Source organism: Saccharopolyspora sp. NPDC050389 (assembly GCF_040655595.1).
Classification (GTDB): domain Bacteria; phylum Actinomycetota; class Actinomycetes; order Mycobacteriales; family Pseudonocardiaceae; genus Saccharopolyspora.
Map to the genome: position 1 here is coordinate 6,870 of NZ_JBFAKG010000097.1, position 13,240 is coordinate 20,109.

General features: G+C 62.2%; 8 protein-coding genes and 1 pseudogene. 4 read left to right on the forward strand and 5 right to left on the reverse strand.

The window, feature by feature from the left end:
• Positions 1-139: 139 nt before the first annotated feature.
• The 3 genes from AB0I53_RS40530 (at position 140) to adhE (ending at position 8,550) form a co-directional block, all read left to right on the forward strand.
• A complete protein-coding gene (locus AB0I53_RS40530; RefSeq protein WP_358614361.1) occupies positions 140-766 on the forward strand; it encodes a response regulator transcription factor in 627 nt (208 codons plus the stop codon).
• Between the two features lie 193 nt (positions 767-959).
• Positions 960-1,517: a transposase gene (locus tag AB0I53_RS40535; protein ID WP_358614362.1), complete on the forward strand. Its 558-nt coding sequence runs from the start codon at positions 960-962 to the stop codon at positions 1,515-1,517.
• Positions 1,518-2,268: 751 nt separating this feature from the next.
• Entirely contained in the window at positions 2,269-8,550 is a 6,282-nt protein-coding gene (gene adhE / locus AB0I53_RS40540; protein ID WP_358614363.1) for a bifunctional acetaldehyde-CoA/alcohol dehydrogenase, read from the forward strand.
• 343 nt (positions 8,551-8,893) lie between these two features.
• On the opposite strand, the gene AB0I53_RS40545 is transcribed toward adhE, so the two are convergent.
• The 5 genes from AB0I53_RS40545 to AB0I53_RS40565 form a co-directional block, all read right to left on the reverse strand.
• Complete coding sequence (locus AB0I53_RS40545; RefSeq protein ID WP_358614364.1) at positions 8,894-9,148, reverse strand: integrase core domain-containing protein; 255 nt, start codon at positions 9,146-9,148, stop codon at positions 8,894-8,896.
• A complete protein-coding gene (locus AB0I53_RS40550) occupies positions 9,100-9,387 on the reverse strand; it encodes a DDE-type integrase/transposase/recombinase (protein WP_358614377.1) in 288 nt (95 codons plus the stop codon). The genes AB0I53_RS40545 and AB0I53_RS40550 overlap by 49 nt, the downstream gene beginning before the upstream one ends.
• A 354-nt stretch (positions 9,388-9,741) precedes the next feature.
• The gene (locus tag AB0I53_RS40555; RefSeq protein ID WP_358614365.1) at positions 9,742-11,106 is read right to left on the reverse strand and encodes a hypothetical protein; all 1,365 of its coding nucleotides are present in this window, start codon (positions 11,104-11,106) and stop codon (positions 9,742-9,744) included.
• Complete coding sequence (locus AB0I53_RS40560; RefSeq protein WP_358614366.1) at positions 11,084-11,818, reverse strand: cytochrome b5-like heme/steroid binding domain-containing protein; 735 nt, start codon at positions 11,816-11,818, stop codon at positions 11,084-11,086. Before AB0I53_RS40560 ends, AB0I53_RS40555 begins: the two co-directional genes overlap by 23 nt.
• Positions 11,819-12,389: 571 nt before the next feature.
• A complete protein-coding gene (locus AB0I53_RS40565) occupies positions 12,390-12,695 on the reverse strand; it encodes a hypothetical protein (protein ID WP_358614382.1) in 306 nt (101 codons plus the stop codon).
• A gap of 77 nt (positions 12,696-12,772) precedes the next feature.
• On the opposite strand from AB0I53_RS40565, the pseudogene AB0I53_RS40570 reads away from it, so the two are divergent.
• Positions 12,773-12,900 (forward strand): annotated as a pseudogene (locus AB0I53_RS40570) (ISL3 family transposase); the annotation flags it as partial.
• Positions 12,901-13,240: the final 340 nt, after the last annotated feature.

Sequence of the window (13,240 nt, forward strand, 5' to 3'; positions counted from 1 at the left end):
CCTACCCGCTGATTCGCGCCGGGCTAGCCCAGTGCTTGGACGAGCACCAACACATCGAGACCACCAACGACAACGCCGACGTTGTGGTCGTCGCCACGGATATCGCCGAAGCGTCTACTTAGTTTACGGGGACATTGCCATGGATGGCGGAACAACAACGAAGATCGGCGTGTCTATTACTGCCTCGGACCCGCTGATTCGCGCCGGGCTAGCCCAGTGCTTGGACGAGCACCAACACATCGAGACCACCAACGACAACGCCGACGTTGTGGTCGTCGCCACGGAAACCGCCGAAGCGTCTACAATAGAATCGCTGCGAAGCCTCAATCCCGCCGCTGTCAAACCCGTTATCCTCGTAGTGGAAAACCGTTGGCGCGCCGACATGGCCACGGCGGTAGGGTTGGGCGTCCGCGCCGTCCTATGGCGCCACCACTTCTCCGCCGGCGCCTTCGCCCAAGCTGTTCGAGCAGTCAGCGACGGTGGTGGCTTTCTCCCCATTTCAATGCAGGGCGCACTCGTGGATCAGCTTCAACGGACCTACCGCGAAGTGCTCGCACCGCTCGATATGACACCCTCCGGTATCACGCACCGCGACATCGATGTCCTACGTCTCGTCTCCGAAGGATTCGGCCTCGAAGAAATAGCGCAAAAACTCCACTTCTCCGAACGCACCGTCAAGAACATCCTCTACAAGTTCATGGAACGATTCGATCTCAGCAACCGTACCCACGCTGTCGCCTACGCCATCCGCGCGGGTCTCATCTAAGGGTCGCTCAACGATCGAAATAGACGTTTCGTCCTATTTAATCCCCGCTCAGCTCGACGAAACCTCTGGAGAAAGCCGATGAAGCAACAGTCCTGCCCGTTCAAGATCGACCCCACCGGCCGCGACGTCTACGCCGAGGCCGCCGGCATCTGACGACAAGGCCCCGCAGCGCGGTGAACTTCCTGGGGGAGTGGTGGCGTGGGCGGTAACCAGCCACGATCTGCTTAAGCGGCTGCTAAGTGATCCACGCGTTTCCAAGGACGCCCGGCAGCACTGGCCTGCCTTCATCAACGGCGCGATCACCGAGGGATGGCCGCTGCATATCTACTTCTCGGTGCCTAGCATGTTCACCGCCTATGGCAGTGAGCACCGACGGCGTTCGCTGCTGTTCCGCATCCGCCGCGACACCTTCGACCACACGGGGAACCGTGTGTCCAAAGAGGTCGTTCACGGTGTCACCAGTCTGACCGCCGAACAAGCCGACGCCGAGGTGATTGCTCATTTCATCCGCCTGCACTGGGGAATAGAAAACAAGACCCACTGGGTCCGCGACGTCGTTTACCGCGAAGACCACCAACACGCCTACACCGGCGCAGGCGTCCACGTCATGGCCACCTTACGCAACCTCGCGCTGGGCTTATTACGCCTGGCCGGAATCACGCAAATAACCCGAACCCTGGAACGTATCGCTGCCGACCGAACCAGAATCCTTCCACTCATCGCGGCCGCCACCAGTGCAAACCAACTTTGACGTTCCCCTGACGACTGCCCCGAGTCACTGATGCTTACCCGGAAAGGCTCAGTATAAGCGGCCGCTACCATCCCAAATCGGCTTTGACGATCCCGGCCAGCCGAACTGCCCGAATGATCATGCATTAGTGGCCATTAGGGCACAGTCGCGACCAAACGGTATCGTCTCTGACGAAAAGAGCGTCAGAATTCGCCTCGTAATCGCGACCAACCACATTTGGCCCGGTTGGCGGCAGAATCAATGCCCCAAGCGCGCACCTGGGGTAGGCCGATTTTCGCATACCGAAAACGGAGAACATTGCTGAAGGTGGAGACTGGGAGCGCCTTGGCCAAACCTCTGGCTTCCCTGCAAGGTTTCCTCGCGATCCCGTTAATTGCACGCGAAGCGGCGACCAATGATGCTCATTTCTCAATACAATACTGCCGGGTACGCCGGCGTTGAGCGCATTAATGGTTCTTCCTTAGGAAGACCTTCTCGATGTCCATCCCCTCACCAAGGTATACCGGACAGATAACCGGCGCTCAAGCCCTGCCCCAAAGCCTGGAAATAGTCGGAGCGGAGGTGATCTTTGGCTTGCCCGGCGTCTGAGGCACAGACGCTCGTGGTTCAGGGAAGGGAGTGGCGGCGCTCACGCAGCTCGTCGGGTACTTCATCGGTGCTGGCACGGATGACCCCCGTTAGGTCCATCAGACCAAGCTAGGAAGCCTCCGAGCCATACGGAGGAACCTCAATCACCGAAACGAAAGGAACTATGGGAGTGTCAATCGGTCAGCGGGTTCTTCGAGTTAGCGATGAACAAGTAAGGGTCTTTGCGGAGGCCAGTGGAGACATCAACCCGCTCCACACGGATGTCCAGTATGTCCGCAGGTGCACGAGTTTTCCGCAGCCCATCGTGCACGGCGCGTTGGTGGTGATGCACGCGCTAGGTACGTGGATCGAGTCGGCTCAGCTGCCGAACGACCGTTGGCTCCGGGCGCGTTTTCACGGCCCTGTCCTGCCCGGCGCCGAGTACACCGTGACGATGCCGGAGGCTGCGACTCGGTTTGAGGTCTGGGCGGCGGAGAACCTGGCGGTCGAGATTGACCTGGAGAACGTCGGTGACGAGCGTGTTGATCGAGAGCTCTCGAACGTCTCCGACGTGAAGAGCTTGGGTGACGGGCTAACACAGTGGACCATCGATGAGATCTCCGAGGGATTGACTTTGGAGATCCCCTTTGGCGGCGACGTCGGAGACCTTCACGCAACGCTGCGCGGTTACGGGGCAGATGCGGGCGAAAGCATCGGCCAGCACGTGACGTTGCTGTCCTGGGCCAGTTACGTAGCAGGCATGCACCTCCCGGGACGGGAGGCGATGATCACCGGATTGTCGGTGTTGCCGGACGGCGCGCCGAATCTGGCGCACGGCGTTGGTCGTGTCGAGGTCACCGCGGTGGACCGACGGTTTGGACTGGTGAAACTCGCAGGGGCCCTGGGCGGGGTCGGGCAGGTGCAGCTTTCGGTATTGGTGCGGCAGCTGCCCGCAGAGCTCGACCCAGCGCAGCTAACCGAACTTATCCCCCAAGTGCGGGCTCTGGACAACCAGGTCGCCGTGGTGGTCGGCGGCAGCCGGGGACTGGGAGCGAGCCTGGTTCAAGGGATGGCGCTACAGGGTGCCGAGGTCTATGCCCTCTATCGCGATTGTGGAGCCGAGGCCCAGCAAGTTCGCGACGCGCTAGGTGCCGACGCGGAACGAGTCCACTTGGTGCAGGCAGACGCGTCCAATGCCGATCAGCTGGCAGAACTGGGCGATCGCATCAGGGCAAGGCACGGGGGCTTGGACGTGCTCGTGCTCAACGCTTTCCCGACGGTGCAACCGGGCATGACTGGTGACGCCGCGCAAGCATGGCAGGAAAGCGCTCTTCAGCTAGTGCACACGCCTCTGGAGAGGTTGGGCGAACTGGTCGAACAGCGTGCTGGACAGATCATTCTGATCTCCAGCGAGTATGTCACCTCATGCCCCACCGGGTTGGAGCACTACGCCGTTGCCAAACAAGCGGCCGAGGCAATGGTCAAAAACACGATCACGAACAAGTCCAGTACCAAAGGTGTGATCGCGCGCCCGCCGCGGCTGGCCACAGCTTACGCGAGCGGGGTTCTCCCCGGGATGCGCGTCGAACCGGTCACCGCCGGCATCGTCAACGCGCTCTTGAAGCCAGGTGCGGCGGGTACGGCGACCGTGCTGGAAGATTTCGCCCAGCCGGCCGATCTCCCTTCAGAGTCGCAGAAAACCGGCAAGAATTCTTCGCGGCTTGCGGTGGCCGCCACGTTCACCACCGATCCGCTGCAGCCGCCCCTTGACGCCTGGTTGCAGCGCCTCGGACTCGAGTGGGAAGTGGAATTCTCCCCGTATGGTCAGATTTTCCAGCAGCTCCTCGCGGTCGATAGCGCGCTTAGCGGGGCGACGGTGGCAGCGCTGTTGGTGCGCTTCGCCGACTGGGATGAGGCCGGAATCGAGAAAACGATTGAGGAGTTCGCGGCTACAGTCCGGGCTTGGGCCGAACGCGGCACCAACCTGGCAACCTTGCTCATCCAGGTATGCCCGAGCCCGGAGCCGCACGCGGATTTGGATGAAAAACGTCATGCCCTGCTCTCGGAGCTGCTGGACGGGTTGCGCGGCGTGCACGTACTCGACTGCGCCACTTGGCATGGTGGACTGTCTCCAGAGCCAGGTAATGTGCACGACCCGGCGCGGCTTCGTATTGCGCACATGCCCTACACCAGTGAGGGTTACACCGCCCTTGCCACTGGCCTCGCGCGGACGCTGCACACTGTTGCTGCACCGCCGTTCAAGGTGCTCGCGCTCGACTGCGACAACACCCTGTGGGATGGCGTCGCAGGGGAAGACGGGCCGCAGGGGTTGCGGATGCGCGATGGGCACTACCGGCTCCAGCATTGGGCAGCGGACCTTTCGAAGAATGGCGTCCTCGTGTGCCTGGTGAGCAAGAACGATCCCGCTCTTATCGGGGAAGTGTTCGCCACTCGGACCGATATGCCGCTGCGTCCGGAAATGCTGGCCGGGCAGGCCGTCTCGTGGGAACCGAAGTCGGCCGGCCTCATCCAACTCGTCGAAGGTTTCGGGCTGGGGCTCGACAGCGTGGTGTTCCTGGACGACAACCCACTCGAAGTGGCGGAGGTACAAGCCAATTGCCCTGGGGTGCTTGCGTTGACCGTACCCGCCGAGCCCGACTTACTGCGTGACTTCGCGGCACGGGTCTGGGCGTTCGACCGCCTGGAGACCACCGACGAGGACCGCGCGCGCACCCGCTCTTATGTCAGCCAGCAAGAGCGCTCTCAGCTCCAGCGCACGATGAACTTCGCGGAGTTCATGGCCAACCTGCAGTTGCAGGTGGACATAGCTCCGGCAGCTGATGCCGACCTTCGGCGAGTTGCCCAGCTCACCCAACGGACCAACCAATTCAATGCCAGCGTCCAACGTCGCCAGGAGTCGCAGTTGCAAGTGCTCCTCAAAGACGAACGGGCGGGTTGCCTGGTGGTGCGTGCCAAGGACCGTTTCGGTGATTACGGTACCGTTGGTACCACGATCTACCAGCAGGACGCGGACGAGCTTGTGGTCGACACCTTCCTGCTTAGCTGCAGGGCACTCGGCCGCGGGGTCGAGCACCGCATGTTGGCCGATCTCGGTGAGCTTGCAATCAAATCAGGTTGCGAAACCGTGCGAATTCCGTGCAAGCGTACTGACCGGAATCTCCCGGTCCGAAAGTTCCTGGGCTCACTCAGCGCGCCCGAGCCACTGGTCGACGACGGTGCATTTGACGTCACCCTCAGCGCGGTCGAAGCCAGCAAGGTTCACTTCGATCCTGCCACGATGGATCAGGCCGCTCCCGCGGCGAGTTCCACATCGTCGATACCGCAGACGATTGGCACAACGAGATTGAAAGCTCTGCAAACAATCGCGGAAACCCTGCATGAGCCGGGAAACGCGGCCGACTACATCGTTGGCCGAGGCGCGTCGACCAATGCCACGGCCCCTCCCACATCGCAGGCAACTCAGGCTGAGGTCGACAACGATGCACTGCGGACGATCGTGCATGTTCTCGCTGAAGTCGCTAACCTACCCCAGCAAAGCCTCAACGCCGACACCCATGTACCAGGGCTCCGCCTGTCCTCGATGACCATGGTGGAGGCAGTGGTCGGACTCGGGAAGTACGTTCCCGAACTGCAGGTTGAGGAGCTTTACGAGCACGACACACTGGGTGAGCTTGCCGCGAGCCTGGCACCTCGCCTCACCGCCACTGCCCCGGTCACCGACGCCCGAGCTAGCACCGAGGTTGCCGCCGGAGACGTCGACGCCCAACCTGCTCCGGAACCAGGCGAAGTCGACCATCTCGTGGCACGCGGACTGGATGCACTCCAGACCTTCGAGCAACTCTCGCAGCAAGAAGTCGATCACATTGTGCAGCAGGCCGCGCTCGCTGCACTGAACAAGCATCTCGCGCTCGCTGCGCTGGCGGTCCAGGAAACCGGTCGTGGCAGGATGGAGGACAAGTCGACCAAGAACATCTACGCGGCCGAACACATCGCCAACGACCTCGCCGGGCTGAAAACAGTGGGGACCATCGCCCACGATGAACTCACCGGAATGACCCAGACGGCCAGTCCAGTGGGCGTCGTAGCGGCCATCACGCCTGTTACCAACCCCACCTCCACGGTCATCTTCAAGTCCCTCATCGCACTCAAGACACGCAATCCGATCATCTTCGCCTTCCACCACATGGCCCCCCGCTGCGGCGCCGAAGCGGCCCGAACCGTCCGCGACGCCGCGGTGGCGGCCGGCGCGCCAGGCGACTGCATCCAATGGATCGATAGCCCCACCCGCGCCGCGAATCAGGCACTGATGCGTCACCCGGGTGTCTCCGTCGTCCTCGCAACCGGTAGCAACGAGACGGTCGCAGCCGCCTATAGCTCTGGTAAGCCGGCAATCGGCGTCGGCGCCGGGAACGTACCCGCCTTTATCTCGGCTGACGCCAACCTCAAGCGTGCCGCCAACGACGTCCTTCTGTCGGTCACGTTTGACAACGGCACGGCCTGCTCGGCCGAGCAGGTGCTCATCGTCGAGGCCTCCCGGTACGACGAGACGCTGAGTGAGCTACAGCAGCTACACGCGCACCTTGCTACCCCAGACCAAAAACGGGCGCTGGAACGGCTCCTGTTCGGTACGGAGGCTGGTGCCGACGACGCGCCCACGGCCCGTCGCTCGCTGCTGGCGGTTGGCAAGTCACCTGCATGGCTCGCCTCCCAGGCCGGTTTCACCGTTCCCGAGAACACCTCGGCGATCCTCGTCGAAGTGTCCGACGTGGACGCTGCCGAGCCGTTGGTCCGCGAGAAGTCCTGCCCAATCCTTGCCGTACTTCCCGCCGATACCGCTGATCAGGCCATCGGGAAGGCGCAACGGGCCCTCGACCTGTGGGGCAGGGGGCACACTGCCGTCATCCACACCGCTGATCAGGATCTCGTCAATCGCTACCGCAACACGCTGAAGGCGGCCCGGATCGTCTGGAACGCTCCGGCGGCACAAGGCGCGATGGGAGACTTGTACAACGCATTCCGCCCATCGCTCACACTCGGCTGCGGTAGCTGGGGTGGCAACTCCATCGCCGACAACATCGGTGCGGTCCACCTGCTGAACATCCAGCGCACCGGGCGACGCACGAACAACATCCAATGGTTCAAGGTCCCACCGAAGATCTACTTCGAGCCGCATAGCCTGCGATACCTGGCGGACATGGCCGACGTGCACAAAGCGGTCATCGTCTCCGGCCGGACCATCGCCCGTCTCGGCTATCCCGGCAAAGTCGTCGATGTCCTCCGCCGCCGCGCCGAACCCGTGGACGTGAGGTTGATCGACTACGTCGAACCTGAGCCGACCGTTGCGACAATTCGCCGCGGTGCCGAAATGATGAGGGACTTCAGACCAGACACGATCATCGCCATTGGGGGCGGCTCGTCGATGGACGCCGCCAAGCTCATGTGGCTGTTGTACGAACACCCCGACACCGACCTCGATCACGCGAAGACTCGCTTCAACGACATCCGCAAGCGCGCCTACCAGTTTCCGCCACTCGGCCGCGACGCTCGCTTGGTCTGCATCCCCACCACGTCGGGCAGCGGCTCAGAGGTAACGCCGTTCGCAGTGGTCACCGACCCCGATTCGGGACGCAAATACCCGATCGGCGATTACGCCCTGACCCCGAGCGTCGCGATAATCGACCCCACCTTGGTGACCGAAATGCCGAAGGGATTGGCAGCAAGTGCGGGCATGGACGCGCTCACCCACGCCACCGAGGCCTACGTATCAACATATGCCAACGACTTCACGGACGGACTGTGCATCCAAGCGATCAAGCTTCTCTTCGAGAACCTTGAAACTTCTGTTCGAAGCGGCGGCGACATCTTCATTGCGCGCGAGAAGGTGCACAACGCTAGCACGCTAGCAGGAATGGCTCTTTCCAATGCGTTCCTGGGTATCGTGCACGCCATGTCGCATACCATCGGGGCCACGTTCAGCCTGCCCCACGGCAGTACCAACGCGATCCTGCTGCCGCACGTCATTCGCTACAACGGGCAAAGCCCGACGAAGCTCACCGGTTGGCCGAAGTATGAGAACTACCGAGCCCCGCAACGTTTCCAGGACATTGCCCGCGTCCTCGGCCTGCCATCGCGAACGCCGGAGCAAGGGGTCGAATCGTATGCGGTTGCCATCGAGCGGCTCAGAGACGCCGTCGGTATCCCGCCCTCCTTCGCCGAAATCGGCGTCGAGGAAGCGTCCTTCCTTGCCGCTTTGCCGACGCAAGCGATGAACGCCTATGAGGACCAATGTGCTCCGACCAACCCGCGTGCTCCCGTGCTCGACGACATGCAGAAGCTGATGCGCGATGCCTACTACTGCAGTAACCAGCAGAACTCTCCAGTGGATCCGAGCATTCCTACCTCGCGGAACGGACAAGTCCGAACGACGGCAGGCGCGTCACGCTAAGGCTCGATCTACCGGAGTTTCCGGGTAGTGGTTCGGTCGTGAGTAGGTGAGATGCCCTCTCGAGCTTGGACGATTGATCTTGCTGAAGGATCACTGCGTCGAACCGAGAGGGCATCTCTGGAGTGCCTTGCGACGTGAGGTCGCAGCCGTGGTCTGACTGCGTCGATTGGAGGTTTGGCACTGTCGCAGACGTAGTCCGGGCCAGTGTCCAGGACTCGTCCCCGCCCAACACGCATGGCCCGGTAAGAGCTCGGTGCGAAGCTGTCAATATAAGACTGACGGAGATGGTTGACACCCCGGGTTTGATGATCTGGAGTTCCCCCGGGTGCGTGGACACCGGGTTTCATGCTGCGAGGTCTTGCACTGTAGTTGATGTGCGCCGGTGTTCGTAGTCGGCGGGGCTGAGGTAGCCCAGGGCGGAGTGTCTGCGGCGGTGGTTGTAGAAGGCGATCCAGCGGAAGACCTGCTGTCGGGCCTCGGCTTCGCTGCTCCAGCAGCGTCGTCCATTGTGGAGCAGTTCGCGTTTAAGGGTGGCGAAAAACGCGTCCGCTAAAGCGTTGTCGTAGCTGGAGCCGATCCTGCCCATCGACCGCCGCACACCGTGAGGCTTACAGGCCTTGGCGAAATCAGCCGAGGTGTATTGCGACCCCTGTCGGAGTGGAAGACCACGCCGTCGACGTCGCCGCCGCGGGCACGCACGGCGGCCCGCAGCGCATCGCAGACCAACTCGGCCCGCAGGCGACCGGCGATGGACCACCCGATCAACCTGCGTGAGCAGATATCGATCACGGTCGCCAGGTATAGGTGATCGCCACCTGTCAGCGGCAGGTAGGTGATATCGCCGCACCAGCGTTGATAGGCTCGGTGGCGGTGAAGTCCCGGCCCATGAGGTCCGGCGCCGGTGGGGCGGCCGGGTCCGGGATCGTGGTGCGCTTGCGTTTGCGCTGGTGACGCCCCAGGCCTTCATCAACGGCGCGATCACCGAGGGATGGCCGCTGCATATCTACGTCTCGGTGCCTAGCATGTTCACCGCCTACGGCAGTGAGCACCGACGGTTGCGTTCGGGCTGCAGACCTACAAGCCGGCCCCGGCGCCCGACCCTCTCTCGTCGCTACTGCTGTCGATGAGGTCGGGTGGCGGGGGAAGGCGGTTCCGTTACTTGTCGCGCACCAGGTCGTAAGCGTGCACGTTTCAGACTCGTCGGACGTCCCGTTCGCCGATGCTGATGTGCAGCCGGTCCGCCATGGCCGTCCAGCTGGAGTCGGCGATGTAGGTTTGATCGTGGGCCGTTGACTGGTTTCGGCCTACGACCGTCCCCACGCCCAAGTAGTCGACGACCTTTCCCTTGTGGACGCCGAGGAATCCGTGCGGGCCGGCGAAGGCGTCCACCAGTTCGTTGAAGGCCTCCTGCGTCTCGTCGAATCGGGTGCCGCCGGCGTCCCGCAGGCTGAGGACGTAGCCGCGAAAATCGGCTGCGCAGATGAGGTCGAAGAACTGCTCGAGGCGACGGGGAAGCTGGCTTCCGCGGAGCATTTTCCCGAAGCGTCCTTGGTCGGAGTCGTACTCGGTTCTGCCGATCACGGCGTCCATGAGGTGGACCAGCGGCGAGGCCGAGCCACTTGGCCCGGCTGGATAGCCCGGCGGGGGTACTGTCCATGTGACGAGGGTCTTCGCCCAGTCAACCGGGTCGCAAAATGTCTTGCTGTTGTGACGTGGGCTGATCTTGCGGAACGCACGGGTGGCACCGCGTGCGCATTCCGCGATCCGCAGCAGCGCAGCAGCAACGTCCGCATGTCCGTCGGGCCCGCCGAGCTCGATCGCACGCTGAGCCTGGCACACCTGTTTGACAGCCGAAGCGCTGGCAGCGTGAATGTCCACGAAAGATGAGGTGAAAACACGCTCAGTTTCGTTGCCGTAGGCCGGCACCACCGGTCGGATCGATTCGATGACCGCGTCCTCGACGCGATAGTCCCCATCGGGGCTCGGGTGGCCTTTGTCGATGAAGGTGAAGTTGTTGAAAACCCAGTCTTCGAGGGTCAGGCAGGGGCCGGTTCTCCCCATCCGCTGGCAAACCTGGGTCCAGGGTACTTTGATCGAGTCCGGTAACTCGGCGGAAATGTTGCTGTTGCGCGGGAGGTGCAGCCTTTCCAGGCCGAACCTCCAGTAGGAGTGCGCGATCATTCCGAGCAGTGTACTTGCCCATTTGACCTGGTGATCGGGCAAATCCTCAGGGCCGGCGGGCAGCAGCGGCAGGTCGCTGAGGACCGCCTGCGCCCTCGGGCTGAAGGCGAGGTCCGGTAGGCCCGCTGCGACGTCTTCCCAGACGGCATGGGCCCCGGTCAGTGCGGTCGTGTGCAGCCTGCGCGGCAGAAAGCCGTGCTCGAAGGTGAGGTCGCCATCCAGCTGGGCCGGCGCCTCGTAACTCGCTACGACATAGCGCTCCAGGGAGCCCACAGAACGTTGTTCAGGGATAGGATTCAGGGAACTTGACAGTCCCTCGTTGGGAATCGTGAGTTCTTGCTCGGACGTGGTGTCAACCGTGGTGCCAGTGCTCATGCTCTACCTCGAACCATTTTCCGATGTGGGCCATGGCTTCCTGGGCTCGCTGGACCGAGTCGCTGTCGCTGGGATGGCCTGCTTGTGCGCGAATCGCGTCGGCGCTGATATGAATGAGTGGGTGCATCAGCTTGGCGACCGAATCGCGCAGGTGTTCGAGAACCGCGCGTGCGGTCGCTGCGTCACTGGCTGAAAGAACCTTCTCGGTCACCGATCGAACGTTGCCGGTGAATGGTGCGCGACCCGCGAGCAGACTGGTGTGCGCGACCGCACCGATATCCGTAAGTTGCTGTATGAACGAGGGAAGGTGATCATCCAGCAAGTGGCAATAGGACTGACCGGAGAACACCAGTTCAAGAATTGGATCACGTGCGTCGTCGCGCTGTACCGCGAACGAGTTCCGGACCAGGCACAGGTAATCGAGCAGTCGCTGCCACCCACCCGTATCTTCCGCCTGGGTGTGCGGATCGAGTCGAGCGACGATGAGCTGCGCGATCTTCCGGGCCACGGATTTCCTCTGGTGGGCGGAAACATGGTGGTAGTCCGCCGAGGCGTCACGACCGATGTTGGCGTGCATCACGGGGCATCCGCCGGGGTGCTGCGCGATGAAATCTGTGACGTCAAGAACCTGATCGTCGATCACGATCCACTGCGCATCCCGATCCGCGACGTCCGCTATTGACATAACCGGGAGGGAATCGATATAGGACACTCCGCACTCCAGTACTGAATTCGGCGGGTGCCGTGTCACGTTGCCGCAGTCGAGTGGATCCTGATCCTCTGAATCACGCAGACCTCCAGATGTACAAGAATCGTAAGAAACAAAAGACGACTTGGGGGTAGGATCAAAACCTGTGGTGCGTTTCCGACGATGTACTAGACGCGGCGTCGGCGCCATAACCAAGGCCGCAGAGATGCCCGTAAGGACCAAAAAAAGTGTACAAATATACCATCTCGGGCTGTATCTTTCTGGCCTTCGTGTTTATTCTGTTGACCTTCGTGATGTAGGATGAGGGCTCATACGATCATCGTCGTGTGATCAGCAAGCGGGGTGTGGTGCGGCGGGGCTGTCAATCTGGGTTTTGCGGCCCAAACCGAGAAGGGCTTGTTCGTGCCCGTGGTGCACGGCCCTGGCGGATCGGCGGGGTGAGGCTGTCACCGAGTGCGTAGGTGGGAACCGGTCAACTCACTGCCGAGCTCTTACATTCCAGCAACGATCCGCGACGAGATCAACACCCTGCTGCACGACTGACCGCGCCAGGCTGGAAGCCAGGGTTCGCGGGTCATCGGACCGCCACCGCGTGCAGCTGTGTTGCAGTGCGCGGAATTCGTCCGACCATGTCAAATTCTGGCCGGGCAGGCCATTCGCGCCCCGCGGGATGCCGGCAGAAAATGCTGGTGAATATCCACGGCGGCTTGTCCGGGCCGAAATCTCTGGTCATCGGGATGCCCAACATCGAGACCAATGCCGTCCCGGAATTGGTTGGTGGACCGGGTTTGTATGCGCGGGTTTCCTTTTTCGCGACCAGAAGGACGATCTGGAGCGTCAGGTTGCCCGCCTGTCGGCGTGGGCGGCGGAGGCCGGTCATCGAGTGGTGCGGGTCGATTCGGAGGTCAGTTCGGGCATGAACGGCCTGCGGTCTACTTAGCCCAGGATCTGTGCACGGTTCGGCAGCTGATGCGGATCGCCGGGCGCACGGTGGTCTCGATCATTACCCGGGCCGAGCTGATATCGATGCCACGGTGGATCGGTTCGCGGGCCTGCGCAGGATCGGGATTGATGAGATCAGCTATGCTGCGCGCCGCGCCGGGCGTGTTCGGTGCCGTAGCGTCGGATCCGACGGTGTCACGGCTGATCAGTACGCCCGCGTGTGATGTACGGAAAGTGCTGGCCGCACCAGCTCCACCGCGTCACGCTTGAACTCGTCGCTGAACTTCGATGGCCATCCCAACCGGGACACTCCTTCCCTGGACCTCAAGATCCAGTATCAGAGTGTCCACACCGACGGGGGAAGCCCACCACACTCCGGCGATCCACCGTTAATCAGACACTCCCTCATTTTGCGCGAATGGGCAAGATGGCGGGGATGCAGGGTCCTGGATCTTTCTCATGGTCTGGCTTGGGGTCGTATCT

What these genes read in the sequence shown, in the direction of transcription:
- AB0I53_RS40530 (WP_358614361.1), top strand. Translation starts at nt 140, where the DNA reads ATGGATGGCGGAACAACAACGAAGATCGGCGTGTCTATTACTGCCTCG.
- adhE (WP_358614363.1), top strand. Translation starts at nt 2,269, where the DNA reads ATGGGAGTGTCAATCGGTCAGCGGGTTCTTCGAGTTAGCGATGAACAA.
- AB0I53_RS40555 (WP_358614365.1), bottom strand. Translation starts at nt 11,106, where the DNA reads ATGAGCACTGGCACCACGGTTGACACCACGTCCGAGCAAGAACTCACG.
- AB0I53_RS40565 (WP_358614382.1), bottom strand. Translation starts at nt 12,695, where the DNA reads ATGACCGGCCTCCGCCGCCCACGCCGACAGGCGGGCAACCTGACGCTC.